This is a genomic window from Ruegeria sp. CG3, assembly GCF_056537205.1.
Map to the genome: position 1 here is coordinate 1,768,869 of NZ_JBQFRC010000001.1, position 26,190 is coordinate 1,795,058.

Here is a 26,190-nt window from a genome sequence, read left to right on the forward strand (position 1 = left end):
TCAGCCCTTGAACCCGCCGCCACCGCGCTGCGCGGCAAAGAACTCGCGCAGCAAGCTGGCGCAGTCATCGGCCGCGATTCCGTCATAGACATCCGGCCTGTGATGGGCCTGAGGGTGCGAGAACACCCGCGCCCCATGCGCCACGCCGCCCGATTTCGGATCGGCGGCCCCGTAATAGACCCGCCGGATCCGCGCAGCTGCCAGCGCCGCGGCGCACATGGCGCAGGGCTCCAGAGTGACATACAGGTCATGCCCCGTCAGCCGGTCGGACCCGACGGCCCGGCAGGCGGCGCGCAGGGCCAGGATCTCGGCATGCGCGGTCGGGTCGTGCAACTCGCGCGTACGGTTGCCGTCCGCCGCGATGATCCGGCCATCGGGCGACACGATCACCGCACCCACCGGAACCTCGCCCCGATCACCCGCCGCGCGCGCCTGTTCCAGCGCCTTGTCCATATGCGTTCTGAAGACCATGCCCCTGACTGCCCCAGAAACCCACCTTTCGCAAGCCGCGCCGATGCGCTATGCGCAAGGCATGAGCAACACCCCTCCTCCCGGCGACCGGATCGCCAAAGTGCTGGCCCGCGCCGGCATCGCCTCGCGCCGCGAGGCCGAACGCATGATTGAAGCCGGCCGCGTGACCGTGAACGGCAAGACCATCGACAGCCCGGCGCTGAACGTCACACCCAGCGACAAGATCACCGTCGACGGCAAGCCCGTGGCCGAGCCCGAACCCGCGCGTCTGTGGCTGTATCACAAGCCAACCGGCCTTGTGACCACGAACCGCGACGAAAAGGGCCGCCCCACAATCTTCGACAACCTGCCCGAGGACATGCCCCGCGTCATGAGCGTCGGCCGGCTGGACCTGAATTCCGAGGGCCTGCTGCTGCTGACCAATGACGGGGCCATCAAGCGCAAGCTCGAACTGCCTTCGACTGGCTGGCTGCGCAAATACCGGGTGCGGATCAACGGCCGCCCGAAGGACGAGGATTTCGCCCCCCTGCGCCAGGGTCTTGTGATCGAGGGCGAAAAGTTCCAGCCCATGACCGTGACGCTAGACCGCCAGCAAGGCGCGAATGCATGGCTGACAATCGGACTGCGCGAGGGCAAGAACCGGGAAATCCGCCGCGCGATCGAAGACATCGGCTTTACCGTGAACCGACTGTTGCGCGTGTCCTACGGGCCGTTCCAGCTGGGCAATCTCAAACCCGGCGAGGTCGAGGAAATCCGCCGCCGCGTTCTGCGCGATCAACTGGGTCTGGAACCCGAAACCCCATCGGCTGCTGCGAAACGCCCAAGCCGCCCTCAAAGATCCCGTAGGCCGGTCGGCAAGAAATCACGCAAGTGACGCGGGTTATCGAACCTTCCCCCTAGCGCCAAGCCCCTTGATCCCCTAGGTTTTCAAGGGGACAACCGCAGTTGGAGGACGTCATGTCCGGGACCGGAGTGCAAAAAATGGCCTACGCGGCCCTGCTGGTGCTGTTGTTCGGCGTCTGCACCGGTTGGCTTGGGGGGCTCTGACGCCATGGCCAAGCGATACGGCGGAAAGTTCAGCCCCGACGGCCAGTCCGACACCGACGCGCCCGCCCCGCGCGGGCAATACGATGGTGCCCGAGTGAACCCGGTCGGCGCCCGCGCCAATGTGATGTTCGTTCCCGCGATCCCGCTGGTCTTTCTGTCGCTCAACGACGGCGCGATCGGGATGACCCTTGGATTGGTCGCGGCCGGCATTCTGACCGCTGCGGCCTTTCTGCTGCGCGAAGGGCTGAAAGCCGAGGATGCCTACAACGCACGCCGCACCGCGCGCCGCCCAGCCTTTCCCCGCAAGATCTTTTCGTCGGTGTTGACCGGGCTGGGGGTGGGTTTGGCCGCTTATCGCAACGACTATCTGGATGCCGAGGCCGCCAGCCAGGTCAGCCTCCTGGCGCCGGTCTTGTTCGGCGGCGTGGCCACGGCCCTGCATTCCGTCGCCTTCGGGCTCGACCCGATGAAAAACAAGGGCATGGAGGGTGTGGACACCTATCAACAGGACCGGGTCGCCCGCGTGGTCGAAGATGCCGAGGCGCATCTGAACCAGATGACGGATGCCATCAAACGGGCCGGCGACCGCAGGATCGAAGCCAGGGTCGAGCGGTTTCAGACCACCGCTCGCGATCTGTTCCGCACGGTCGAGGAGGACCCGCGCGATCTGGCCGGTGCCCGCAAATACTTGACCGTCTATCTGCAAGGCGCCCGCGATGCGACGATCAAGTTTGCCGATGTCTATGCGCGCACCCGCGACCCGCAGGCTCTGTCCGATTACTCGGCGCTGCTGGACGACCTCGAGCAGAATTTCTCGGCCCGCACCCGAAAGATGCTATTGGATGACCGCAGTGATCTGACGGTCGAAATCGACGTGCTGCGTGAACGACTGCAGCGCGAAGGCGTCCGGCTCGACTGACCGGCCAAACCAAGAACAGGGAAGCTTCTCATGTCTAACGAAATCAAGAAAAAGGCGGCCGAGGCCGAAACGCTGGTTCAGGAAGTTGCAGCCGTCTCATTGCCCGAGCCGAGTTCCGAGATCGTGCCGTTGGAAGAAGCCGACGAACCGGTGGGTGCCGAAATCCGCAAGCGCATGTCCGAAATCGACATGGGCGACACCAACTCGATCGTTGCTTTCGGATCGGCTGCGCAGGCCGAGCTGCAGGAAATCAGCCAGGCCATGCTGGCTGACGTGCGCAACAAGGATGTCGGCCCCGCCGGCGACAGCCTGCGCGACATCGTCACCACGATCCGCGGCTTTTCCGTGTCTGAACTGGACGTGCGCCGCGAGCGCAGCTGGTGGGAGAAACTGCTGGGCCGCGCCGCGCCTTTCGCCAAGTTCACCGCGCGCTACGAAGAGGTGCAGGATCAGATCGACCGGATCACCGACAACCTTCTGTCGCACGAACACACGCTGCTGAAGGACATCAAGTCGCTGGACCTGCTGTATGAAAAGACGCTGGATTTCTATGATGAACTGGCGCTGTACATCGCGGCCGGCGAAGAGAAGCTAACCGAACTGGACAGCCATGACATCCCCGAGAAAGAGGCCGAGGTGCAGGCCGCCCCGGAAGATCAGCAGGTGATGAAGGCGCAGGAACTGCGCGACCTGCGGGCCGCCCGCGACGATCTGGAACGGCGCGTGCATGACCTGAAGCTGACGCGGCAGGTGACGATGCAATCGCTGCCCTCGATCCGGCTGGTTCAGGAAAACGACAAGTCGCTGGTGACCAAGATCAACTCGACTTTGGTGAACACCGTGCCGCTGTGGGAAACCCAGCTGGCGCAGGCGGTCACCATCCAGCGCAGCGCCGAGGCCGCCGCCGCCGTACGCGACGCCAACGATCTGACGAACGAGTTGCTGACCTCGAACGCCGCGAATCTGCGCCAGTCGAACAAGATGATCCGCGAGGAAATGGAGCGCGGCGTGTTCGACATCGAAGCCGTCAAGAAGGCCAACGAGGATCTGATCGGCACGATCAATGAAAGCCTCGCCATCGCTGACGAAGGCAAGGCGAAACGGGCCGCCGCAGAAGAAGAGCTGAAGAAGATGGAAGCCGAGCTGCGGGACACCTTGGCTTCGGCCAAGGCCCGGAAAGACGGGCTGGGCGACACGGCCGGAACCGCCGTTCCGGGCTGAGGAGAGATCGCAGGTGCGGCTTCGGAGATTTCTAGGGCACGGGTTGGGGGCAGCTGCATTGCTGATCTTGGCCAATTGCGATGACGCGCTCGAGTCCTCGATTGCCCCGCAGGCGCGCCCGTCCCAGCCGCAGTTGGCCAATGCTTATGTCGAACCTTCGGCCGCAAGCCGGGATCTGGCGCGTTATTATCAGCGCGTCGAGCGCGACCTGTTGACCCGAGGTCTGATGCGTACAGACGGTGGCGGGCCGGACACCCCGTTTGATGCGGATGATTTGGCCCGGAATTTCGAAGCCATCGCGTTCTACAGCGAGTATCCCGGCGCCGCCGTATCTGGCAGCAGCCAACGTACCAGCGGAAGGCTAAGCCGCTGGTCTGGCCCAGTCCGAATACAGGCAGAGTTCGGGCCGTCAGTATCGCCAGACCAACGTGCGGCCGACAAGGCACAGATCCGGGCCTATACCGAACGCATGTCGTCCTTGACTGGCCACCCGATCTCGACCGTAACCAGAAACGCGAACTTCCATGTCTTCGTCGCCGGCGATGACGATACGGAATTCGTGCAAACGCGACTGCGCCAGTTGTTTCCCAATATCGGGCAGGCTCAGTTGAACCTGTTTCAGGATTTACCGCGCTCGTTCTATTGCTTCGTCTTTGCCTCGGCGTCGAACGGGGCACCGAACACCTACACTGGTGCGGTTGCGTTGGTACGGGCCGAGCACCCCGACTTGATGCGGCTGAGCTGCATCCATGAGGAAATCGCCCAGGGGCTGGGCCTGCCCAATGACAGCCCCCGGGCACGACCGTCGATCTTCAACGATGACGACGAATTCGCCCTACTGACCAGCCATGACGAAAAGCTGCTGACGATGTTGTATGATCCGCGCCTGAAACCCGGCATGACCGCGCAAGAGGCCGCGCCGGTGGTGCGGATCATCGCCCGTGAATTGATGGGGCAGTCGCTCTGACCCCGATGACAGGAGAACCCAGATGGGAATTTTCGATTTTCTGACCGGAGAATTCATTGATGTCATTCATTGGGTGGACGACACCCGCGACACGATGGTCTGGCGGTTCGAGCGCGAGGGCCACGAGATCAAGTATGGCGCCAAGCTGACCGTGCGCGAGGGCCAGGCGGCGGTGTTCGTGCACGAAGGCCAGCTGGCCGACGTGTTCACGCCCGGCCTCTACATGCTTGAGACCAACAACATGCCGATCATGACGACGCTGCAGCACTGGGATCACGGGTTCCAGTCTCCGTTCAAGTCCGAGATCTATTTCGTCAACACGACCCGGTTCAACGACCTGAAATGGGGCACCAAGAACCCGATCATGCTGCGCGACCCGGAATTCGGCCCGACCCGGATCCGCGCCTATGGCACCTACACGATCCGGGTCAAGGACCCGGCCCGTTTCCTGGTCGAGATCGTCGGCACCGATGGCGAATTCACCATGGACGAGATCAGCTTTCAGATCCGCAACATCATCGTGCAGGAATTCAGCCGGGTCATCGCAGGCTCGGGCATTCCGGTTCTGGACATGGCCGCCAACACCGCCGATCTGGGCAAGCTGATCGCAGCCGAGGTCTCGCCCGTGCTGGACGGCTACGGCCTCGAGATGCCGGAATTCTACATCGAGAACATCTCGCTGCCGCCGGCGGTCGAGGCGGCGCTGGACAAGCGTACTTCGATGGGGCTGGCGGGGGATCTGGGCAAATTCACCCAGTATTCAGCGGCCGAGGCGATGACGGCGGCCGCCAGCAACCCAAGCGGTGGCGGTGGCATGGGTGCCGGCCTTGGTATGGGCATGGGGATGGCGATGGCGAACCAGATGTCGAACATGGCAGCGGGTCAGCCGTCAGGCCCGTGGGGGGCGCCCGCGCCCGCTGCACCGCAAGCGGCCGCGCATGTGGCCCCGCCGCCCCCGCCGCCGGTCGAGCATGTGTGGCATATCGCGGTGGATGGCCAGACCAGCGGCCCGTTCTCGAAAGCCAAAATGGGCCGCATGGCCAGCGAGGGAGAAATCACGCGAGACACTTTCGTGTGGACGCCCGGTCAGGACGGATGGAAGAAAGCGGGCGAGGTGCAGGAACTCGCGCAGCTGTTCACGATTCTGCCGCCTCCGCCGCCCGGCGCGTGAGGCATCGGCATGCCCGCATCGCGGAAACGCTCGAAGACAGGCGGGCGCAAAGCACCGCAGCCGCCGCAATTCATCTGCCCGTGCTGCGGGTATGTCACCCTGGCCGAGCGCGGGGCCTACCTGATCTGCGCGATCTGCTTTTGGGAGGACGAGGACATTCTGTACGACAAGAACCCCCGCGAGCCATCTGCCGCCAACCACGGCCTGACGCTGGCTGAGGCGCGCGACAATTTCCGGGCGATCGGGGCCTGCGAGGCCGCAATGCTGCCGCATGTCCTGACCGAGAAAGACCGCACGGACTATCTTCACTTTCCCCTCGACAACTGACCACCCATGACACAGCCTCCTGCCCCACCACCCGGTTCTGCGGAACACCGTTTTCCATGTGACAATTGCGGCGCGGACTATCGGTTCGACCCGCAATCCGGCACGCTGACCTGTGACCATTGCGGCCATTCCGAACCGATCGGGGCTGGCCCCTGGGGCGGCGCCAGCCTGCGCGAACTGGACTTTGACGCGGCCATCGCCGACCGCCTGCCCGACAGCGAGATCGAAGAGACGCGGGTCCTGACCTGCCCCAACTGCGCGGCGCAGGTCGAGTTCGACCCCAACACCCACGCCGCGGAATGCCCGTTCTGCGCCACCCCGGTGGTGACCGATACCGGCGTGAACCGGCACATCAAGCCGCGCGGCGTTCTGCCCTTTGCGCTGGACGAACGCGCCGCGCACAAGGCCATGAGCGACTGGCTGGGGCGGCTGTGGTTCGCGCCGAACGGGCTCAAGGGCTACGCCCGCAAGGGCCGCAGGATGCAGGGCATCTATGTGCCCTACTGGACGTTCGACGCCGACACGAAATCGGCCTATCGCGGCGAACGCGGCGTGGTCTACTACGAAACCCGGACGGTGATGCGTGACGGCAAGCGCGTGCAGCAGCAGGTGCCCAAGGTGCGCTGGACACCGAAATCCGGCCGGGTGGCCCGGTTCTTCGATGACGTTTTGGTGCTGGCCTCGCAATCGCTACCCAAGTCCTACACCGACGCGCTGCAACCCTGGGACCTCCCTGCGCTCGAGCCCTATCAGCCCGAGTACCTGGCCGGATTCCGGGCAGAGGCCTACACGCTCGATCTGCAGCAAGGTTATCAGGAAGCCCGCGGCCACATGGCCCGCGTGATCGAGCGTGACGTCCGCTTTGACATCGGCGGCGACCGGCAGCGCATCCATGCGATCGAAACCGACATCCGCGACGTGACCTTCAAGCACATCCTGCTGCCGGTCTGGATGGCCGCGTACAAGTATCGCGGCCAGACCTATCGCTTTGTCGTCAACGGCCGCACCGGTCAGGTGCAGGGTGAACGACCCTGGTCGGCGATCAAGATCACGATTGCGGTGGTCCTGGGCCTGCTGGCGGCAGCCGGCATCGGGTATCTGGTGGCGACCGGACAGCAATGACCGCCGGGTTCCGCCGCTGAAAACTCTGCCGCGGAACCCCTTGAACATCCCCGGCTTCTCACCCATCCTGCCGCCGGCTGCCCCGGAGGAGAGGACAACGTGACCCTGGCCGATCTGAACACGCTTCTGACCGCGCGCCAGTCCTGCCGCGCCTTCCGGTCCGATCCGGTGCCGCGGGGTGACATCGAACAGATTCTGACCAGCGCCGCCCAAGTGCCCAGCTGGTGCAACGCGCAGCCCTGGCAGGTGGTCGTGACCAGCGGCGCGGAAACGGATGCTTTCCGCAGCGCCTTGCGGGCCGAAGCCGAGACCGGCCAGGCGCAGCCCGACCTGCCCTTTCCGACCGGCTATTCCGGCGTCTATCAGGACCGGCGCCGCGCCTGCGGATGGGCCCTGTACGAGGCCGTGGGCGTGGAAAAGGGCGACCGCGCTGGATCGGCCCGGCAGATGATGGAAAACTTCAACCTGTTCGGCGCCCCGCATTGCGCCATCCTGTCCAGCCCGGCGGAACTCGGCCCCTATGGCGCGATGGATTGCGGCGGGTTTGTCACGGCCTTCACACTGGCGGCACAGGCCTTGGGCATCGCCACGATCCCACAGGCGGCGGTGGCCGCCTATGGGCCGTTCCTGCACCGCTATTTCAACATCCCCGATGACCGGCTGATCCTGTGCGCGATTTCCTTCGGCTATCCGAATGTCGATCATCCGGCCAACCAATTCCGGACCGAGCGCGCCACGCTGGACGAGTTCGTCACCTGGCGTGGGGCTTGGACCGAGTAAGCGAACTTTGAGAAAAACATCGACATGCGCGCATTGATACAAAGGGTGTCCGAGGCATCGGTCTCGGTCGAGGGGGAAGTCATCGGCCAGTGCGGGCCGGGGCTACTGGTGCTGGTCTGCGCCATGCAGGGCGACGACGACTCGCACGCCGAGCAACTGGCGGCCAAGATTGCCAAGCTGCGGATCTTCAAGGATGACGCGGGCAAGATGAACCGGTCGGTGTTGGATATCGGCGGCTCGGCCCTTGTGGTCAGCCAGTTCACCTTGGCCGCCGACACGTCGCGCGGGAACCGGCCCGGATTTGCGGCGGCGGCCGATCCGGCAACCGGTGAACGCCTGTACGAACACTTTGCCCGCGCGCTGGCCGCGCTTGGGGTTCCGACCGAAACCGGGTCTTTCGGAGCGGATATGGCGGTGTCCCTAGTCAATGACGGCCCGGTTACGATCTGGATGGACATGTGATGACGATGCAGGATCAGGCGATCGCGATCTGGAAGGCGGGCGTTGCCGCCGTTGACGGCTATGGCGCGGTCAAGGCGGCGCTGCTCGATGTGCCGCGCCCCGATTTGATTCTGGCGGTGGGCAAGGCCGCGGCGGCGATGATGAATGCGGCGCAGGATCATTTCGGCAGAACACCGGGCCTTGTGGTCACGAAAGACGGCCATGCCGAAGGGCTGCCGTCACATCTGCAGGTCATCGAAGCCTCTCACCCCGTGCCCGATGCCCGCAGCCTGAAGGGTGGCCAGGCCCTGCGCGCGGCTGTTCAGGCCATGGAGCCTGGCACGCATCTGTTGCTGCTGGTCTCGGGCGGTGCGTCTTCGCTGGCCGAGGATCTTGTGCCGGGGGCCACCCTCGAAGATCTGGCGCGGCTGAACGCGCAGCTGCTGTCCGAGGGGCTGGTCATCACCGCCATGAACGCCCGCCGGCGCAAGATTTCGCGGATCAAAGGCGGCGGTCTGCTGACCGGTTTCGGCGGAGCGCGCGCGACGGTCCTGGCCATTTCGGACGTGCCGGGGGACGACATCGGCGTCATCGGATCGGGCATCGGCGCCTTGCCCAACGCCCCGCAATTCGAAGCGAGTGTCGAAATCATTGCCTCGAACGCCCATGCGCGCTGCGCCGCAGCCGACGCGGCACGTGCCGCCGGTCTGGACGTTTTGGTTGAGGAAGAGGCCCTGCACGACGACTATCTGTCCGTCGCCGCAGATATCGGCGCGCGGCTGCGTCAGATGCCGCCGGGCGCGATGATCTTTGGCGGAGAGCCGACGGTCGTCCTGCCCGAAAACCCGGGCCGAGGCGGGCGCAACCAGGCGCTGGCACTGGCGTTGGCGCGCGAGATTCAAGGATGCGAGGGGCTGTGTGTCGTGGTCGGTGGAACCGACGGCACCGACGGGCCGACTGATGCGGCCGGCGGTGTCGTGACCGGCGCGACATGGGCCGATGGGGCGGACCAAGCCTTGCGCGAGGCCGATGCGGGGACGTTCCTTGACCGGGTCGGTGCTCTGCTGGTGACCGGCCCCACGGGAACCAATGTCATGGATCTGCTTGTCGCAACGAAGGAATGAATTGACGCTTTTCCTCGCACACCATCCGCCGATGCGCCTGAGACTAGGCACATGACTCAGGCGAAGAACTCACTGGCCGAGATCGAAGACGTTCCGGATCAGGGCATCATTCTGTCGGACGGCTGCCGCCTGTCGGCGCGGATCTGGCGTCCTGTCGATGCGGCGCAGCGCCCGGTGCCCGCCATTTTGGAATACCTGCCTTATCGCAAGCGCGACGGCACGACGGCGCGCGATGCCCTGACCCATCCCTGGTTTGCCAAACGGGGTTACGCCTGCATCCGCGTCGACATGCGCGGCAACGGCGACAGCCACGGGCTGATGGAGGATGAATACACCCAGCAGGAACTGGAAGACGCCGTCGAGGTGATCGAATGGCTGGCCCAACAGCCCTGGTGCAGCGGTGCGGTCGGGATGATGGGGATCAGCTGGGGCGGCTTCAACGCGCTGCAAGTGGCGGCGCTGCAACCCGCGCCGTTGAATGCCATCATCACCCTGTGTTCGACCGCCGACCGTTATGCCGATGACATCCATTACAAGGGCGGCTGCCTTCTGAACGAGAATCTGGGCTGGGGGGCCACCATGTGGTCGTATTCGTCCCGCCCGCCCGACCCGGCGCTGCGTGACGACTGGCGCGAGATGTGGCTGCAGCGGTTGACGGCCGAACCGTTTCTGCCCTCGGTCTGGCTGCGGCATCAGACCCGCGATGCCTATTGGCGACATGGGTCTGTCTGCGAAGACCCCGGCGCGATCCGAGCCGCGACACTGGCGGTGGGCGGCTGGGGTGATGCCTACAAGAACACGGTGCCCTGGCTGGTCGAGAACCTGACTGCGCCGGTCAAGGGCATCGTCGGCCCCTGGGTGCACAAGTACCCGCATTTTGCCGTGCCCGAACCACGCATCGGCTTCCTGCAAGAGGCGCTGCGCTGGTGGGACCGCTGGCTGAAGGGCAAAAAGACCGGAGTTGAACAGGACCCGGCCTATCGCGCCTATCTGATGGATGGCGTGCGCCCGGCGCGCTGGTATGCCGAACGCCCGGGCCATTGGATCACCGAGGATGCCAGCGCCACGTCCCACCTGCCGACGGTCACCCTTCCGCTTTCCGAAGCCGGGCTGGGTAAGGACGGCCCCTTGGATACCAAAATCCGCTCGCCGCATCATTGCGGCATGGATGGCGGCGAATATTGCGCCATCTGGCTGGGTCCGGACATGCCGGGCGACCAGCGGGCAGATGACGCTCTGTCCGCCTGTTTCGACACGACCCCTCTGACCGCAGATCTGGACATTGTCGGTGCCCCGCGCCTGCGCTTGAAGCTGAGTGTCGACAAACCACAAGCCCAGATTGCCGTTCGGCTGAACCAAATCCACCCCGACGGAGCTGCGACTCGGATCACCTATGGTGTATTGAATCTGACCCATACGGAGGGGCATTCGTCCCCCAAAACGGTGATACCCGGACAGGTCTACGACATCGAAGTTGTGCTGGACCACGTCGCCTACCGGGTTCCCAAGGACCACAGCCTGCGCGTTGCCGTCTCAAGCGCCTATTGGCCGCTGATCTGGCCTTCGCCGGAAACAGCGGAGCTCCACCTGACAGGCGGCACGTTCACGATCCCCCAGCGCGACAGGTCGGATCGGGATGAATGGCAATTTGCCCCACCCGATGCGGACTCTCCGTGGCAAGTGACCCAATTGCGAGAGGCGACCCATGCGCGGCGCGTCGAAACTGACATGACGACCGGCGTCATCGATCTGGTCATCGAAGATGATTTCGGCTTGGTCGAAGACGCGGATCATGGTCTGGTCAGCGGCGGAACCGCTTTTGAACTGTGGTCGATCCATCCGGACGATCCGCTGAGCGCGCGCGGTCGCTGCGAATGGGTACAAGAGACCCGTCGCGACGGCATCCAACTGCGAACCGAGGCCAATTGCGAGATGTGGTCGGACCGATCCAGCTTTCATCTGCGCGCGACGCTTGATGCCTTTGAAAACGATGTGAAGATTTTTTCCAAAACCGTGGAGGACACCATACCTCGTGATCAGATGTGATTTTGCTGGTGGCAAGTCCCCGAGATTTGACCTTGCCCGCCGCGACGAAATGCGCCAACGTTGACTCATGCGTCAATAAAAAGCCCGTGAAACGGGCACACAAAACACTCAACTGGGAGATATCCGAATGAACGAACAACTCACTCACATGGCCAGCCAGGTGACCGCCGGGAAGCTGACCCGACGTGAATTCATGGGGAAGGCAGCCGCACTGGGTGTATCGGCTGCCATGGCCAGCACCGTCTTCGCCGACGCGGCCCGCGCAGCCGGCGCCAAGAAAGGTGGCGATCTGAAACTGGGCCTGCAGGGCGGTGAATCCACAAACTCGCTGGACCCGGCCACCTATGCCAGCTCGGTTCCATTCCAGAACGGCAAGCAGTTCGGTGACCAACTGGTCGAAGTCGCCCCCGACGGCACGATCGAGCCGCGCCTTGCCGAAAGCGTTGAAGGCAGCGCCGATGCCAAGGTTTGGACGTTCAAACTGCGTCAAGGGGTCGAGTTCCACAACGGCAAGACCATGACCAGCGAAGACGTGCTGAAAACGATGCAGCGCCATTCGAACGAAGATTCGAAGTCGGGCGCGCTGGGCATCATGAAGGGCATCGAGTCGATGAAGGCCGATGGCGAGTATTTTCAGGTCACCCTGAACGAGCCGAACGCCGATCTGCCTTACCTGATGGCCGACTACCACCTGATCATCCAGCCGGACGGCGGAATGGACAACCCGGGCGCCGGTATCGGCACCGGTCCGTACAAGCTGGAAGCGGACGAGCCCGGTGTGCGCCACCTGTTCTCCAAATTCGAAAACCACTGGAACCCGGATTTCGGCAACTTTGACAGCGTCGAAGTTGTGGTCATCAACGATGCTACGGCCCGGACGGCCGCGCTGCAGTCGGGTCAGGTCCACGCGATCAACCGGGTTGAGCCCAAGGTTGCCGACCTCTTGGGTCGTGCACCCAACCTGACCGTACATTCCACGGCAGGACGCGGCCACTACGTGTTCATCATGCATTGTGACACGGCGCCGTTCGACGGCAACGAACTGCGGACCGCTCTGAAATACGCGATCAACCGCGAAGAGCTGGTCGAGAAGGTACTGCGCGGCTATGGCTCGGTCGGGAACGACATGCCGATCAACGCAGCATACCCGCTGTTCGATGAGACAATCCCGCAGCGTGAGTTCAGCGTCGAAAAAGCCGCGGAACACTACAAGAAGTCCGGCCATGACGGGTCGCCCATCATTCTGCGCGTGGCCGACGGAGCTTTCCCTGGCGCCGTGGATGCCGCAGCCCTGTTCCAGCAGACCGCCCAGCAGGCCGGGATCCCGCTTGAGATCAAGCGCGAGCCGAATGATGGCTACTGGTCCGAAGTCTGGAACGTACAGCCGTTCTGCGCGTCCTACTGGGGTGGCCGTCCGGTGCAGGACCAGATGTACGCAACTGCCTATCTGTCCACCGCCGACTGGAACGACACCCGGTTCAAGGTCAAAGAGTTCGACGACCTGCTGTTTGCCGCGCGTGCCGAGCTGGATCCGGCAAAGCGCAAGGCCATCTACAGCCAGATGGGCATGATGGTCCGTGACCAGGGCGGCCTGATCTGCCCGATGTTCAACGACTTTGTCGAGGGCATCAGCAACCAGCTGGATGGCTGGGAGACTGATCCGACCCAAGAGATGATGAACGGCAACATGTCCCGCAAGATGTGGTTCGTCTAACTCGGATCGACAGGTATGCATCCTATCATCAAACTGGTTTCCCAGCGCCTGGCGCTGGGATTCCTCTTGCTGTTTGGCGCTTCGGCCCTGATTTTCGGGTTGACCGAGGCCCTACCCGGAGACGCCGCGCAAGCCGTCCTGGGGCAGTCCGCCACCCCTGAATCCCTTGCCAACCTCCGTGAGGAGATGGGGCTGAACCGTCCCGCCTTGACCCGGTATTTCGAATGGCTTGGCGGAATTGTCCAAGGTGACATGGGCACGTCCCTGACCAACAAGCTGGACATAGCCGAGTCGGTTAGCAACCGATTGGGCAATACGTTGTTTCTTGCCTTTTGGGCAGCCATCGTCTCGGTGCCCCTTGCAATTTTTCTTGGCCTCGTCGCGGTACGCTACCGCAACCGCTGGCCCGACAAGCTGATCTCGGCCGTCACCCTGACGACAATCTCGATCCCGGAATTCCTGATCGGCTATGTCCTTGTCTATTTCATCGCGGTCAAGCTGGGCATGTTCTCGCCGCTGGCGATGATCAATGACAGCATGTCCTTTTGGCAAAAGCTGAACTCGATCGCGCTGCCCGTGATCGTGCTGACCATGGTGGTTCTGGCGCATATGATGCGCATGACCCGCGCCGCGATTTTGAACGTGATGCAGTCGGCCTATGTCGAAACGGCCGAACTGAAGGGCCTGAGCAACTTCAAGGTCATCTGGCGCCATGCCTTCCCGAACGCCATCGCCCCCATCGTGAACGTGGTGATGCTGAACCTGGCCTATCTGGTCGTGGGCGTCGTCGTGGTCGAGGTGGTGTTCGTCTATCCCGGCATGGGACAGTACCTTGTGGATCACGTGACCAAACGTGACGTGCCGGTGGTTCTGGCCTGCGGGGTCATCTTTGCCGCAATCTACATCGGGCTGAACATGGTGGCCGACATCGTCGCAATCCTGGCCAACCCAAGGCTGAGGCACCCGAAATGAAGAACATCCCAATCTCTGCAATGATCGGGCTGGCCTTCACCGCCCTGTATTTCATCATCGCCGTCTTTGCGCCCTTCCTGGCGCCCTACGGCATGGCCGAGGTGGTCGGCGACGTGTGGGAGCCCTCGAGTTCGGAATTCTGGCTGGGCACCGACAATATCGGCCGCGATCTTCTCAGCCGAATGATCTATGGCGGGCGCACCACGATCTTCATCGCCACCGCCGCCACCATCCTCAGCTTCGTCACCGGTTCGATCCTGGGCTTTCTGGCGGCCGTGCTGGGAGGCTGGGCCGATCAGGTGATGTCGCGGACCGTGGACCTGATCATGTCGATCCCGTCGCTGATCACCGCGCTGGTGGTTCTGGCCATGGTGCCGGTCACCATCCCGGTTCTGATCGTGGTCATGGGCCTGCTGGACGCCACCCGCGTCTATCGTCTGGCCCGGGCCGTGGCCGTTGACATCGAAGTCATGGACTATGTCGAGGCCGCCAAGCTGCGCGGTGAGGGCCGCGGCTGGATCATCTTCCGCGAGATCCTGCCCAACGCGCTGTCCCCGCTGGTGGCCGAACTGGGCCTGCGCTTCATCTTCATGGTGCTGTTCGTCTCGACCCTGTCGTTCCTGGGCCTGGGCGTTCAACCTCCGCTGGCCGATTGGGGCGGCATCGTGAAGGAAAACAAAGACGGCATCGTCTATGGCATCGGCGCGGCGCTGTACCCGGCGGTGGCCATCGCCACGCTGGCCATCTCGGTCAACCTGGTGGCCGACTGGATCCTGAACCGCACCACATCGCTGAAAGGAGGCCGGGGATGAGCGATACCCTTCTCAAGGTCCGTGACCTCAAGATCGGCGCAACCGTCTACCCGCCGGGCGAAAAGCCCCGCGACATCGAAATCGTGCACGGGGTCAGCTTTGACCTCGAGCGCGGCAAGGTGCTGGGGCTGATCGGGGAATCCGGTGCGGGCAAATCGACCATCGGGCTGGCATCGATGGCTTATGGCCGGGGCGGCGTTAAGATCACCGGCGGTGAGGTCTGGGTGAACGGGCGCGACATCCTCAAGACGTCGCTGTCGGATATCCGCAAACTGCGCGGCGGCGAGGTTACCTATGTGTCGCAATCGGCGGCGGCGTCCTTCAATCCCGCCAAGAAGATCATGGATCAGGTGGTCGAAGCCGCGGTCGAGCAGAAGAAGTTCAGCCGCAAAGAGGCCGAGGCCCGTGCGCGTGAGCTGTTCGCCAAGCTGGGCCTTCCCGACCCGGACAACATCGGCAACCGCTATCCGCACCAGGTCTCGGGCGGGCAGCTGCAGCGTTGCATGACGGCGCTGGCGCTGTGTCCCGAGCCGGATCTGGTGGTGTTCGACGAACCCACGACCGCGCTTGATGTGACCACGCAGATCGACGTCCTGATGGCGATCAAAGAGGCCATCCGCGACACCGGCGTAGCAGCGCTATACATCACCCACGATCTGGCGGTCGTGGCGCAGGTCAGCGATGACATCATGGTGCTGCGCATGGGCGACACGGTCGAATACGGCACCACCGACCAGATCATCAACAACCCGCAGGAAGAATACACCAAGGCGCTGGTCTCGGTCCGCTCGATCGAACACGAGGAAAAACAGCCTACGCCCGAACCCGTGCTTCAGGTCGATGGCATCACGGCCCGCTACAAGGGGCTGAACTTCGACGTGCTGCACAACGTCAATGTCGAGCTTCATCCGGGGCAGACTCTGGCGGTCGTGGGGGAATCGGGGTCGGGCAAATCCACGCTGGCCCGGGTGATCACCGGCCTGCTGCCCCCGCGCGACGGCGAGATCACCTTTGCCGGGCGCAAGCTCAGCCCCGATCTGGCCGGACGCTCGCGCGAGGACCTGCGCGAGTTGCAGATGATTTACCAAATGGCCGATGTTGCGATGAACCCGCGCCAGACCGTAGGAACCATCATCGGCCGGCCGCTCGAGTTCTATTTCAACATGCGCGGCGCCGAGAAGCGCAAGCGCATCATCGAACTGTTGGACGAGATCGAACTGGGCGAAGGTTTCATCGACCGGTATCCGGCCGAGCTGTCCGGCGGTCAAAAGCAGCGTGTGTGCATTGCCCGCGCTCTGGCGGCCAAGCCCAAGATGATCATCTGTGACGAGGTCACCTCGGCGCTGGATCCGCTGGTGGCGGATGGCATCCTCAAGCTGTTGCTGGACCTGCAGAAGATCGAGGACGTGGCCTATCTGTTCATCACCCATGACCTGGCGACGGTGCGCGCGATCAGCGACAGCATCGCCGTGATGTATCAGGGGCGCGTGGTGCGCTATGGACCCAAATCACAGGTGCTGAGCCCGCCGTTCGACGACTATACCGACCTGCTGCTCAGTTCGGTGCCGGAAATGCATCTGGGCTGGCTGGAAGAGGTCGTGGCCCACCGCAAGATGGAGAGCGCCGGCAACTGAGCCGCTGGCTGTGCAAGCCGACAAAACACTCTGAAATCCCGACACTTTGTTTCTATCGAAGTGTCGGGATTCTCTCATTCCGGACGGGAACAGGCAGCCTTGGCTGACCGAATCTCCTAGGGTGGGCCAAACAAGTGATCCAATACGAGGGCCATGCGATGGACCGCAAGCTTCTGCTCATCATTCTCGACGGGGTTCCCTGGCGCAATTTCCGCCGGCTATTCGGCAACCTCGAAGGCTGGGTCGACAGCGGCGAAGCGCGGGTTTGGAAGCTGCGTTCGGTGCTGCCTTCGATCTCGGCCAGCTGCTATGCCTCGATCCACACGGGCGTGACACCACAGGAGCATGGCTGCACCGGAAACGGCAACGTGTTCAGGTTGGATCACAAGGACATCTTCAGTCAGGTGCGCGAGGCCGGCGGCGTGACCGGGGCGGTGACCCACAGCTTCTGGTCGCAGTTCTTCAACCGCCACCCTTTCGACTATGTGCGCGACATCGAATATGACGAGCCGGACAGCGCCACCATCAACCACGGCCGCTTCCACTCGATGACGGGCTATGGCAAGGCCAACCAGATGACGCCGTCCGATGTCGACCTGTTCGCGACCCTGACCAACCTGTGCCTGCGGTTCGGGCTGGATTACGGCATTCTCCATACCTGTACGCTCGACAGCATGGGCCACCGCTTCTACCACGACTGTGAAGAGATGGATCACGCCTGCTTCGTCATGGACGAGATGCTGGCCCCTTTCATCCCCCGCTGGCGGCAGTTGGGATACGAGGTGATCGTGACCGCCGATCACGGCCAGGACGAGCGCGGCCACCACGGCGGGCGCAGCGCGCTGCAGCAGGAAACGGCGCTGTACTACTTCGGCGATGCCGAGGGTCCCGATGCGGAAACGGTCATTGACCAATTACAGTTGGCGCCCACGATCCTGACCCGCATGGGCGCACCGGTGGCCGAGACGATGAAGGCCAGGCCGTTCCTGCGCTGAGCGCGGTCAGTCGTAGTTCCACAACCCCTGCCCCAGCGCCTCGACCGCGATCGAGATCCGTTCGAAGCTGTCGGCGGCGCGGGTCACCGAATGGCGGGCGCGCAGGTAGCCATGCACGAGTCCGGCCTCGTTGATCCAATGCGCCTGCCCGCCGGCGGCGGTGATTTTGGCGCAGTACGCGGCTCCGTCATCACGCAGGGGATCGCAGTCGGCGGTCACGACTACCGTCGGCGGCAGCCCGGAAAAGTCGGTATCGTGCAGGGGTGCGAATGTTGGGTCATGTTCCGGGACGGCGCCGCCGCAGCGGACCTTTTCATAGAACAGGACCTCGTCGCGCGTCAGCATCGGGGCGTGGGCGTGTTCGATGTACGATCCCTGGTTCGGATCGCCGCCCAAACCGGGATAGATCAGAACCTGCCCCAGGATGCTCCCGATGCGCCCGCGCGCGTGATGGGCGACGGCTGCGGCCAGGTTTCCGCCCGCGCTGTCCCCGGCCAGAACCAGCGGATCGCCGAATTCGGATTCCACCCAGTTCACCGCGGTCCAGCAATCCTGGAACTGCGCCGGATGAACATGTTCAGGACACAGGCGGTAGTCGACCGCCACCACCCGATAGCCAGTTTGGGCGCACAGTTCGGCGCAGACGTCATCGTGGCTGTCCAGCCCGCCGACGACGAAACCGCCGCCATGCATGTAGACGACGGTTCGGGTGGGATCTCCGCAGGAATAGACGCGCACCCCGACCCCATCGGCCGAGCTGTCCCGCGTTTCGACGCCCGGTGGACGCGGCTGCCGAAACGCGCGGCACATGTCGTCATAGACGCGGCGCTGGTCCTCGATGGACCGATCCACCGCGTCTTCGGGATAGCTTTCGGCGGTGCGCCGGATGAACGCCCAGGTCTCCTCGTCGATCAGACGTTCATAGTCCATTGCCCCTCCGGATCAGTCGGCCCACTCCCACGGCCGGGTGAAGTTGCCCAGCACTTGGTTCACATCGTCCTCGGATGCGCCGTTCGCGTCAAGCTGCGCGACAAGGCCGCGCTTTTTGTCGTCGATGACCGACACGACTCGCGCCGCAACGCCGGCGGTTTCCAACGCTTGGTTGTAGACCCGCGTGATCGCCTGTTTTCGCAGTTCTGGCTTGAAGACCTTGCCCACCGCCGTCTTCGGCAGTTCGGGCAGGATGGTCATGTGCTTGGGATGCGCCGCGCGTTCGTGCACGTGCACCTTGCAGTATTCCAGCAGTTCTTCCTCGGTCACGCTGGCGCCTTCGACCAGTTCGACAAAGGCACAGGGAACCTCGCCCGCATGGGCGTCGGGCTGGCCGATGGCGCCGGCAAAGGCCACCGCGTCATGGCCCAGCAAGGCCTCTTCGATCTCGGCCGGGTCGATATTGTGGCCGCCGCGAATGATCAGATCCTTGGCCCGGCCCGTGATCCACAGATACCCGTCCGCATCGAACCGTCCCAGGTCGCCGGTGCGCAGGTACTTGTCGAAATAGTAGAGATCGACGTTTTTGTCCTCCTCGGTATAGGTGTTCCCGGCATAGACACCCGGGTTCGACACGCAGATTTCGCCCACTTCGTCCACCGCGCATTCCTTGGGCCCGTCGGGGCTGTCGCGCAGGATCTTGACGTCGGTGTACGGGAACGGAATCCCGATCGAGCCGATCTTCTTCTCGCCATCCACCGGGTTGCAGGACACCAGGCAGGTGGCCTCGGTCAGGCCATAACCTTCGACGATGGTCACACCGGTCGCTTTCTCGAACCGGCGGAACAGTTCGACCGGCAGCGGAGCCGAACCCGAGAAGGCCGTCTTGACGGTCGAGATGTCGGCATCCACCGGGCGCTGCATCTTGGCCGAGATCGCCGTGGGCACGGTGATGATGAACGACACCTTCCAACGTTCGATCAGCTTCCAGAAGTTGTCGAACACGCCGTCGCCGCGATAACCGGCGGGGGTCGGGAACACCACATGGGCGCCCGACGACACCGCCGCCATCACGATCACATGGCAGGCAAAGACGTGGAACATCGGCAGCGGGCACATGATCACGTCCTCTTCCGAGAACAGCAGCGTGTGGCCCAGCCACCCATTGTAGATCATGCCGGAATATTTGTGCTGCGCGACCTTGGGCATACCTGTGGTGCCGCCGGTATGGAAATAGCAGGCAACCCGGTCCTCTTTGCTGTCCTCGAAGGTCAGCGTGGTGGGTTGCTTCGCCAGTTCCTTGTTGAAATCCAGATAATCGGCGTGGGCCAGATGCTCTTTGTCGGCCATCTTGGGCCGGACCAAAGGCACGATCCACGATTTCGGCGGCGTCAGGTACCGGTTCAGGTCAATCTCCAACACGGTGTTGACACCCGGCGCGTGGCGCACGGCCTCGGCGACCTTCTGCGCGACGTCCGTTTTCGGGAATGGCTTCAGCGTAACCACGACCTTGGCCTTGGTCTCACGCAGGATCGACGCGATCTGCTCTGGCTCGAGCAGCGGGTTGATCGGGTTCACGATCCCGGCCACCGCGCCGCCCATCATGGTGACCAGCGTCTCGTTGCAGTTGGGCAGCACATAGGCCACCACGTCGTTTTCCTTGACCCCCAAAGAGCGGAACAGGTTGGCCGCCTGGTTCGTCTTGGTCAGCAGTTGCGACCATGTCAGGGTTTCGGCCTTGTCCTTGGGGCCGGACAGGATCTGGAAACTGATCGCGTTGCGATCCGGGAACTTGGCGGCCGTCCGCGAGAGCAGTTGATGGAACGTGACGGGGACGTCGCGGTCCTCCCACGGCATTTCCTGCTCCATTCTCAGTTTGTCTTCCTTGCCCACAAAGGCCATGTGGTTCCTCCCCTTTTTTACCCTGCATTTTTGCAGGCTGTCTTGCGTCCAAGATGTAAGCAAATGCAGCCCTGCGCAAGCGAGGGCTTACCCTCGGGCAAGGGGAAAAAGTAGAATGACGCTACGGCGGTTCGCGAAATGCCCGCGCGTCACTTCACTCGGCGGCCACACCATCGGTGAACTGGAGACGCGCCAGACGCGCATAAAGCCCATCTTGCGCCACCAGATCGTCATGGGTGCCCTGCGCCACGATCCGGCCGTTCTCCATCACCACGATGCGATCGGCCTTTTTCACGGTGGCCAGACGGTGCGCCACGATCAGGGTGGTGCGCCCGGCGCGCATTTGGTCGACGGCGGCCTGAACGGCGCGCTCGCTCTCGGCATCCAGCGCCGAGGTCGCCTCGTCCAGCAGCAGAACCGGAGCGTCGCGCAAAATCGCCCGCGCGATGGCGATGCGTTGTTTCTGTCCGCCCGACAGCATCACGCCGCGTTCGCCGACGAAACTGTCATAGCCTTCGGGCAGGGCCGAGATGAAGTCATGCGCCGCGGCGGCACGGGCCGCGGCCTCGACCTCGGCATCCGAGGCGTCCAGCCGTCCGAACCGGATGTTTTCGCGCGCCGAGGCCGCAAAGATCACCGGATCCTGCGGAACCAGCGCCATGTGCTGCCGGAAATCCGAGCGGCGCATGTCGCCCAGATCGATCCCGTCTAGGCTGACCTGACCGGCCTCGGGGTCGTAGAACCGCTGGATCAACTGGATCACGGTCGTCTTGCCCGCGCCCGAGGGTCCGACGAAGGCCACGGTCTCGCCCGGGTTCACTGTCAGCGACAGGTCGTCCAGTGCCAGAACGTCGGGCCGGGCCGGGTAGCGGAAGGTGACGTTGTCAAAGGTGATCTGTCCCTTGACCGGCTGCGGCAGCGCCTTGGGTTGTGTCGGGTCGTTGACCGTATCTTCGGCGTTCAGCAACTCGACCAGCCGCTCGGTGGCGCCTGCGGCACGCTGCAGCTCGCTCCAGATTTCGGAAAGGGCGGCTACGGACCCGGCCATGATGATCGAATAGATCACGAACTGGATCAGCACGCCTTCGGTCATCACGCCGTTGCGCACATCGTTCGCCCCCATCCACAAAACTCCGACGATCCCCGAGAAAACCAGAAAGATCACGATCACCGTCAGAACCGCCCGCGTCTGGATACGGCGCAGGGAAACATGGTACGAGGTCTCGGTCATGTCGTCGAACTGGCGGCGGCTGGCGTCCTCATGGGTGAACGCCTGTACGGTCTGAACGGCGCCCAGCGCCTCGCCTGCATTGCCCGACGAGGCGGCGATCCAATCCTGGTTTTCGCGGCTTATGACCCTCAGCCGACGCCCGAGAACCAGGATCGGCACCACCACCACCGGGATCAGCAGCAAAACCAGCCCGGTCAGCTTGGCCGAGGTCAGCAACATCAGCACAAGCCCGCCGATGAACATCAGGAAATTCCGCAATGCGATCGACACTGACGAGCCCAGAACGGATTGGATCAGCGTGGTGTCGGTGGTGATACGGCTCAGGACCTCACCGGTCATGATGCGTTCGTAGAAGGCGGGGCTCATGCCGATGACGCGGTCAAAGACTGCCTTGCGGATGTCAGCCACGACCCGCTCGCCCAACCGGGTCACCAGCATGTACCGGATACCCGTTCCCACCGCCAGAACCGCTGCGATGCCCAGCGCCGCCAAGAAATACCAATCGAGCAGTTCACCGTCTTCGATGCGGAAGTTGTCGACCACGCGCCGCACGGCCAAAGGCAAGGTTAGGGTCATGCTGGCCGTCAGAACCAGCGCCAGCGTCGCCCCAAGCATCAGGAGCCGATAAGGCTTCATGAACGGCCACAACGAGGCCAGCACGCTCAGCTTCCGGGATCCGGGTCGATCTTCATGAGCACCGGGCGCCTGCACGTTTGCTTGGTTGGCGGAGCGTGTTCTTGCCATGCCTGACCCTTTTTACTTTCTGGGACTCGCGATATGGCTTCTTGGCGGCGCAGGCGCGCCGGGTCAAGGAGACTGCGCACAATAGCAACCCGACAAGGGCTTTTTGACGCAACTTATTCCGGAGAGTTTGGAGCGGGTAGACGGAATCGAACCGACATAGCCTGCTTGGAAGGCAGGGGCTTTACCATTAAGCTATACCCGCTTGGTGAAGGGCTGAGTAGTCCATGCCCGGGCCGTCGTCAAGAACCGAAATCCACCTGCGCATCGCTTTTGCGACTGCCTGCTTGCGGTCGACCATTGCAGACTGCGCGGCCAACCGCCCATCGCTTTGAATTGCACTTGTTTTGGGGTCGCGCACTGGCGCAGCATGCGATTGCAGTGCTTGCCGTTCGCGAAAACCTGCCTAGCGTGTGTACCGCCCCAAACGGTTAATGGGGTTGTTAAGTACCTGTAACAATCAGTTCCTAAATCCGTTTCACAAATTCATTCCGACAGCGAGGAATCATCCAATGAAAGACGTTGATCCAGCCACCCTTTCCGCCGACGACTGGGACGAACTGAATTTCCCCCGCCCAGACGAAAATGACTTTGACCGCGTCGTCGAAAGCGCGCTGTCGCGACGCGGCTTTTTGGGTGGAGTGTTGGCCTTCGGGTCGGGCGCTGCGGCCATGGGCAGCGGTCTGCTGGGGTCGACCTCAGCCCACGCACAGACCGCTTCTCGTTTTGCCTTCACCCCGATTGCGGCCCAGACCGATGGCACCGTGCATGTGCCCGAGGGGTATGAATGGAAGGTCCTCATGCGCTGGGGCGATCCGCTGTTCTCCGAGGCCGATGGGTATGACATCACCAATGGTGGACCGGTCGAAAACTCGGACAAGGTTTTTGGCGAGAACACTGATGGTATGGAGACTTTCTCGTTCCAAGGGCACCAGTTGATCGCCATCAATCACGAGTATCCCAATCGCAAAATCAACCTGCCCGCAGCGCAGGAAGGTGTGCCCGCAAACGCGGATGACGTTCGAAAGTTGCAGAACCTGCAGGGTGTGACGGTGATGGAAATTGCCGAAACCCCGGATGGCTGGACCGTGGTCAAGGACAGCCCTTTCAATCGCCGCATTCACCACAACACCCCCATGAAGATCGTGGGGCCAGCAGCTGGCCACGACCTGCTAAAGACCGAGGCCGATCCGACCGGCACGACGTCGCTGGGCACCATGAACAATTGCGGGTCGGGCAAGACACCTTGGGGCACCTACCTGACCTGCGAAGAGAACTTCAACGGCTACTTCGGCTCCAGCAACGAAAGCGCGACATATACTCCAAAGGTCGCGGATGGCTTCAAGCGATACGGCATCAAGGCCGAAAGCTGGAACGGGTACGAGTTGTTCGATCCACGGTTTGACACCTCGAAGAACCCCAACGAACCACATCGCGTCGGCTGGGTGGTCGAAATCGACCCGACCGATCCCAACAGCACCCCGGTAAAGCATACCGGACTTGGGCGGTTCAAACATGAAAACGCCGCGGTCGAACTGGCCAAGGATGGTCGCATTGTCGTCTATATGGGCGATGATGAGCGGGGCGAATACCTGTACAAATTCGTCTCGAACGGCGTCTACACCCCCGGCGGGGATACCGAAGGTCTGCTGGATGACGGCACGCTGTATGTTGCCAGATTCAACGACGACATGTCCGGTGAATGGGTGCCGCTGACACCGGAAACCACCGGCATGGACGAGGCCGAGATTTTGATCTTTGCCCGCATCGCTGCGTCTGAGGCCGGTGGAACCACGATGGACCGACCGGAATGGGTTGCAACCAGCCCGGTTCTTGCCGAGGCCTATTGCTGCCTGACCAACAACAAGAACCGTGGCGTCAAACCCAACGCGGGTGGCGATGATACTTCGGTCAACGGCCCCAACCCTCGGGAAGCCAACAAATACGGGCAGATTGTTCGCTGGCGGCCAGCCAACCAGGATCATGCAGAAACCGCGTTTCAGTGGGATCTGTACGTCATGGCCGGCAACCCGACAGTGCATTCCGATGCATATGCCGGGTCCGAGAACGTAAACGAAGGCAACCTGTTCAACTCGCCCGACGGGATGATGATCGACAGCACCGGTGTGGTCTGGATCCAGACCGACGGGAACGACGACAACGAAGGCGATTTTGCAGGCCACGGCAACAACCAGATGCTGGCCGGCGACCCGATCACGGGTGAAATCGTGCGCTTCATGACCGGCCCGAACGGCTGCGAGGTGACCGGTCTGACATGGTCGGCCGACCGCCGGACCATGTTTGTAGGCATCCAGCACCCCGGTGGATCCTGGCCAGATGGGGGTACGCCGCGTTCCTCGATCATCGCGATCAAACGCAAGGACAACGGACTGGTCGGCTGAACCGTCTTACCTCAGCGATCACCCCCGGCGAAGCGTCGGGGGTGACAGCGCTGTTCAGAGATCTTGGCCCGGCATCGCCAAAGGCCCACCATCTGCTGCAAGGTGACGCTCGGGCAGCCACGGGTTCAGTTCCAGCGCCTCTGCCAGAGCAACGCGGGCTTCTTCCATTCTCTGCAGACCCATGAGGGTCAGCGCACGACCGCTCATCGCCGCGATATGGTTCGGCGACAGTTCCAGTGCGCGGTCCAGATCGGTCAGGGCCGATTCAAAATCCTGACGCAGGAAATTCACGAATGCGCGCTGGTTGTAGCCCTCGGCATACTCGGGGCAATACGCAATCAAACGGTCGAAATCCTGCAGCGCCCCCAACAGATCCCAGGCATTACGTCTGGACATGCCCTGATCCAATACGGTCTGCGCGGCCTCGTCAGGTGCGTCGGCCCACAGCTCCCACATCTGGTTCGAGATCTCGCGCGCGGCCATCTCGGTCTCGGCCTGCTGGATCTGACCGATTAGTTCACCCAGCCGGGCGGCGTGATCGGGCGCAGGCGGGCAGGTCTCAGCAATTGCCGGGATCGCAACGCCCGCGCTCAGAACTGCGGAAAGAAGTAGGTGTCTCATGCTTCTATGGTGACGCGGATCGCCCTTTCGTCAACCCGCGCCATCGATGGCATCGGCCAGCCCGGTCTCTTTTACCGCCTCCATCGCCACGAAAGTCGAGGTGCTGGCCACATGCGGCAGCGACGAAATCTTTTCGGCCAGAACCGCGCGATATTCCGTCATCGACCCTGTCCGCACCTTCAGCAGATAGTCGAAATTCGACGCGATCATATGCGCCTGTTCGATCTCGGGCACTTTGCGGACGGCCGCGTTGAACTCGGCCAGCGCCTTTTCCCGCGTGTCGGTCAGGCGCACCTCGACAAAGGCCACATGGTCCAGGCCCAGGCGGATCGGGTCCAGCATGGCCCGGTAGCCGGTGATGATCCCCTCGGACTCGAGCCGTTTCAGCCGCGCCTGTGTCGGCGATTTCGACAGCCCGATCCGCCGGGCCAGATCAGCCACCGAGATCCGGCCGTCCTCGGCCACGATGGACAGAATCGCGCGGTCAAACCGGTCCAAACCTGGAAAGTCGTTTCGCATCGCATTTGATCCAAAATTCAGGACATCGGATGCCAGATATTTTGTTTTCGGTCCGTTGTCCCGCAAAATCGCAAGTATACT

The 26,190-nt window shown here is 62.9% G+C and carries 22 protein-coding genes, 1 tRNA gene and 1 pseudogene; 17 read left to right on the forward strand and 7 right to left on the reverse strand.

The window, feature by feature from the left end:
* Nucleotides 1-471, reverse strand: coding sequence for a nucleoside deaminase (locus ACR0NB_RS08765; RefSeq protein ID WP_480775433.1), 471 nt, complete (start codon nt 469-471; stop codon nt 1-3).
* A gap of 61 nt (nt 472-532) precedes the next feature.
* Between ACR0NB_RS08765 and ACR0NB_RS08770 the strand changes: the two are divergent.
* The 16 genes and pseudogenes from ACR0NB_RS08770 to ACR0NB_RS08845 form a co-directional block, all read left to right on the forward strand.
* A pseudogene (locus ACR0NB_RS08770) lies at nt 533-1,342 on the forward strand (pseudouridine synthase); the annotation flags it as partial.
* A gap of 180 nt (nt 1,343-1,522) precedes the next feature.
* On the forward strand, nt 1,523-2,437 hold the full coding sequence (locus ACR0NB_RS08775) for a 5-bromo-4-chloroindolyl phosphate hydrolysis family protein (RefSeq protein WP_480695759.1): 915 nt from the start codon (nt 1,523-1,525) through the stop codon (nt 2,435-2,437).
* 30 nt (nt 2,438-2,467) lie between these two features.
* A complete protein-coding gene (locus tag ACR0NB_RS08780) occupies nt 2,468-3,658 on the forward strand; it encodes a toxic anion resistance protein (protein WP_170420325.1) in 1,191 nt (396 codons plus the stop codon).
* A gap of 13 nt (nt 3,659-3,671) precedes the next feature.
* Complete coding sequence (locus ACR0NB_RS08785) at nt 3,672-4,625, forward strand: DUF2927 domain-containing protein (protein ID WP_170340731.1); 954 nt, start codon at nt 3,672-3,674, stop codon at nt 4,623-4,625.
* A gap of 22 nt (nt 4,626-4,647) precedes the next feature.
* Nucleotides 4,648-5,796: an SPFH domain-containing protein gene (locus tag ACR0NB_RS08790; protein WP_170440665.1), complete on the forward strand. Its 1,149-nt coding sequence runs from the start codon at nt 4,648-4,650 to the stop codon at nt 5,794-5,796.
* Between the two features lie 9 nt (nt 5,797-5,805).
* Complete coding sequence (locus ACR0NB_RS08795; protein ID WP_480775434.1) at nt 5,806-6,123, forward strand: CPCC family cysteine-rich protein; 318 nt, start codon at nt 5,806-5,808, stop codon at nt 6,121-6,123.
* Nucleotides 6,124-6,129: 6 nt separating this feature from the next.
* Nucleotides 6,130-7,245, forward strand: a complete 1,116-nt coding sequence (locus ACR0NB_RS08800) for a TFIIB-type zinc ribbon-containing protein (protein WP_170440661.1) — start codon at nt 6,130-6,132, stop codon at nt 7,243-7,245.
* A gap of 99 nt (nt 7,246-7,344) precedes the next feature.
* Nucleotides 7,345-8,025, forward strand: coding sequence for a nitroreductase (locus ACR0NB_RS08805; protein ID WP_170369547.1), 681 nt, complete (start codon nt 7,345-7,347; stop codon nt 8,023-8,025).
* A gap of 24 nt (nt 8,026-8,049) precedes the next feature.
* A complete protein-coding gene (gene dtd / locus ACR0NB_RS08810; protein ID WP_170340719.1) occupies nt 8,050-8,487 on the forward strand; it encodes a D-aminoacyl-tRNA deacylase in 438 nt (145 codons plus the stop codon).
* Nucleotides 8,487-9,590, forward strand: a complete 1,104-nt coding sequence (locus tag ACR0NB_RS08815; RefSeq protein ID WP_480775435.1) for a glycerate kinase type-2 family protein — start codon at nt 8,487-8,489, stop codon at nt 9,588-9,590. Before dtd ends, ACR0NB_RS08815 begins: the two co-directional genes overlap by 1 nt.
* A gap of 51 nt (nt 9,591-9,641) precedes the next feature.
* Nucleotides 9,642-11,636, forward strand: coding sequence for a CocE/NonD family hydrolase (locus ACR0NB_RS08820; protein WP_480775436.1), 1,995 nt, complete (start codon nt 9,642-9,644; stop codon nt 11,634-11,636).
* A 127-nt stretch (nt 11,637-11,763) separates the two neighbouring features.
* Nucleotides 11,764-13,350 carry an ABC transporter substrate-binding protein gene (locus ACR0NB_RS08825; protein ID WP_170368044.1) on the forward strand — a complete coding sequence of 529 codons (1,587 nt, stop codon included), beginning with the start codon at nt 11,764-11,766 and terminating at the stop codon, nt 13,348-13,350.
* A 15-nt stretch (nt 13,351-13,365) separates the two neighbouring features.
* On the forward strand, nt 13,366-14,322 hold the full coding sequence (locus ACR0NB_RS08830) for an ABC transporter permease (protein ID WP_170340107.1): 957 nt from the start codon (nt 13,366-13,368) through the stop codon (nt 14,320-14,322).
* Nucleotides 14,319-15,134, forward strand: a complete 816-nt coding sequence (locus ACR0NB_RS08835; RefSeq protein ID WP_170340710.1) for an ABC transporter permease — start codon at nt 14,319-14,321, stop codon at nt 15,132-15,134. The genes ACR0NB_RS08830 and ACR0NB_RS08835 overlap by 4 nt, the downstream gene beginning before the upstream one ends.
* Nucleotides 15,131-16,768, forward strand: coding sequence for an ABC transporter ATP-binding protein (locus ACR0NB_RS08840; protein ID WP_480775437.1), 1,638 nt, complete (start codon nt 15,131-15,133; stop codon nt 16,766-16,768). Before ACR0NB_RS08835 ends, ACR0NB_RS08840 begins: the two co-directional genes overlap by 4 nt.
* Nucleotides 16,769-16,926: 158 nt before the next feature.
* The gene (locus ACR0NB_RS08845) at nt 16,927-17,763 is read left to right on the forward strand and encodes an alkaline phosphatase family protein (RefSeq protein WP_170405376.1); all 837 of its coding nucleotides are present in this window, start codon (nt 16,927-16,929) and stop codon (nt 17,761-17,763) included.
* Nucleotides 17,764-17,769: 6 nt separating this feature from the next.
* Here ACR0NB_RS08845 and ACR0NB_RS08850 read toward each other — a convergent pair whose 3' ends face one another.
* The 4 genes from ACR0NB_RS08850 to ACR0NB_RS08865 all read right to left on the reverse strand — a co-directional run bounded on the left by ACR0NB_RS08850 (nt 17,770) and on the right by ACR0NB_RS08865 (nt 22,772).
* Entirely contained in the window at nt 17,770-18,693 is a 924-nt protein-coding gene (locus tag ACR0NB_RS08850; protein WP_170369558.1) for an alpha/beta hydrolase, read from the reverse strand.
* A 12-nt stretch (nt 18,694-18,705) separates the two neighbouring features.
* Nucleotides 18,706-20,595 carry an acyl-CoA synthetase gene (locus ACR0NB_RS08855; RefSeq protein ID WP_170340702.1) on the reverse strand — a complete coding sequence of 630 codons (1,890 nt, stop codon included), beginning with the start codon at nt 20,593-20,595 and terminating at the stop codon, nt 18,706-18,708.
* 154 nt (nt 20,596-20,749) lie between these two features.
* Nucleotides 20,750-22,570 carry an ABC transporter transmembrane domain-containing protein gene (locus ACR0NB_RS08860; RefSeq protein ID WP_480775438.1) on the reverse strand — a complete coding sequence of 607 codons (1,821 nt, stop codon included), beginning with the start codon at nt 22,568-22,570 and terminating at the stop codon, nt 20,750-20,752.
* Between the two features lie 128 nt (nt 22,571-22,698).
* Nucleotides 22,699-22,772, reverse strand: a tRNA-Gly gene (locus tag ACR0NB_RS08865).
* Between the two features lie 307 nt (nt 22,773-23,079).
* Between ACR0NB_RS08865 and ACR0NB_RS08870 the strand changes: the two genes are divergently transcribed.
* Nucleotides 23,080-24,969, forward strand: coding sequence for a PhoX family protein (locus ACR0NB_RS08870; RefSeq protein WP_480775439.1), 1,890 nt, complete (start codon nt 23,080-23,082; stop codon nt 24,967-24,969).
* Between the two features lie 54 nt (nt 24,970-25,023).
* On the opposite strand, the gene ACR0NB_RS08875 is transcribed toward ACR0NB_RS08870, so the two are convergent.
* Both ACR0NB_RS08875 and ACR0NB_RS08880 read right to left on the reverse strand, forming a co-directional pair.
* Nucleotides 25,024-25,590: a tetratricopeptide repeat protein gene (locus tag ACR0NB_RS08875; protein WP_480752741.1), complete on the reverse strand. Its 567-nt coding sequence runs from the start codon at nt 25,588-25,590 to the stop codon at nt 25,024-25,026.
* Nucleotides 25,591-25,620: 30 nt separating this feature from the next.
* Nucleotides 25,621-26,109 carry an Lrp/AsnC family transcriptional regulator gene (locus ACR0NB_RS08880; RefSeq protein ID WP_170368032.1) on the reverse strand — a complete coding sequence of 163 codons (489 nt, stop codon included), beginning with the start codon at nt 26,107-26,109 and terminating at the stop codon, nt 25,621-25,623.
* Nucleotides 26,110-26,190: the final 81 nt, after the last annotated feature.

What these genes read in the sequence shown, in the direction of transcription:
- ACR0NB_RS08830 (WP_170340107.1), top strand. Translation starts at nt 13,366, where the DNA reads ATGCATCCTATCATCAAACTGGTTTCCCAGCGCCTGGCGCTGGGATTC.
- ACR0NB_RS08820 (WP_480775436.1), top strand. Translation starts at nt 9,642, where the DNA reads ATGACTCAGGCGAAGAACTCACTGGCCGAGATCGAAGACGTTCCGGAT.
- ACR0NB_RS08860 (WP_480775438.1), bottom strand. Translation starts at nt 22,570, where the DNA reads ATGGCAAGAACACGCTCCGCCAACCAAGCAAACGTGCAGGCGCCCGGT.
- ACR0NB_RS08815 (WP_480775435.1), top strand. Translation starts at nt 8,487, where the DNA reads ATGACGATGCAGGATCAGGCGATCGCGATCTGGAAGGCGGGCGTTGCC.
- ACR0NB_RS08850 (WP_170369558.1), bottom strand. Translation starts at nt 18,693, where the DNA reads ATGGACTATGAACGTCTGATCGACGAGGAGACCTGGGCGTTCATCCGG.
- ACR0NB_RS08870 (WP_480775439.1), top strand. Translation starts at nt 23,080, where the DNA reads ATGAAAGACGTTGATCCAGCCACCCTTTCCGCCGACGACTGGGACGAA.
- ACR0NB_RS08795 (WP_480775434.1), top strand. Translation starts at nt 5,806, where the DNA reads ATGCCCGCATCGCGGAAACGCTCGAAGACAGGCGGGCGCAAAGCACCG.
- ACR0NB_RS08835 (WP_170340710.1), top strand. Translation starts at nt 14,319, where the DNA reads ATGAAGAACATCCCAATCTCTGCAATGATCGGGCTGGCCTTCACCGCC.
- ACR0NB_RS08855 (WP_170340702.1), bottom strand. Translation starts at nt 20,595, where the DNA reads ATGGCCTTTGTGGGCAAGGAAGACAAACTGAGAATGGAGCAGGAAATG.
- ACR0NB_RS08845 (WP_170405376.1), top strand. Translation starts at nt 16,927, where the DNA reads ATGGACCGCAAGCTTCTGCTCATCATTCTCGACGGGGTTCCCTGGCGC.
- ACR0NB_RS08775 (WP_480695759.1), top strand. Translation starts at nt 1,523, where the DNA reads ATGGCCAAGCGATACGGCGGAAAGTTCAGCCCCGACGGCCAGTCCGAC.
- ACR0NB_RS08800 (WP_170440661.1), top strand. Translation starts at nt 6,130, where the DNA reads ATGACACAGCCTCCTGCCCCACCACCCGGTTCTGCGGAACACCGTTTT.
- ACR0NB_RS08790 (WP_170440665.1), top strand. Translation starts at nt 4,648, where the DNA reads ATGGGAATTTTCGATTTTCTGACCGGAGAATTCATTGATGTCATTCAT.
- dtd (WP_170340719.1), top strand. Translation starts at nt 8,050, where the DNA reads ATGCGCGCATTGATACAAAGGGTGTCCGAGGCATCGGTCTCGGTCGAG.
- ACR0NB_RS08765 (WP_480775433.1), bottom strand. Translation starts at nt 471, where the DNA reads ATGGTCTTCAGAACGCATATGGACAAGGCGCTGGAACAGGCGCGCGCG.
- ACR0NB_RS08880 (WP_170368032.1), bottom strand. Translation starts at nt 26,109, where the DNA reads ATGCGAAACGACTTTCCAGGTTTGGACCGGTTTGACCGCGCGATTCTG.
- ACR0NB_RS08825 (WP_170368044.1), top strand. Translation starts at nt 11,764, where the DNA reads ATGAACGAACAACTCACTCACATGGCCAGCCAGGTGACCGCCGGGAAG.
- ACR0NB_RS08780 (WP_170420325.1), top strand. Translation starts at nt 2,468, where the DNA reads ATGTCTAACGAAATCAAGAAAAAGGCGGCCGAGGCCGAAACGCTGGTT.
- ACR0NB_RS08875 (WP_480752741.1), bottom strand. Translation starts at nt 25,590, where the DNA reads ATGAGACACCTACTTCTTTCCGCAGTTCTGAGCGCGGGCGTTGCGATC.
- ACR0NB_RS08840 (WP_480775437.1), top strand. Translation starts at nt 15,131, where the DNA reads ATGAGCGATACCCTTCTCAAGGTCCGTGACCTCAAGATCGGCGCAACC.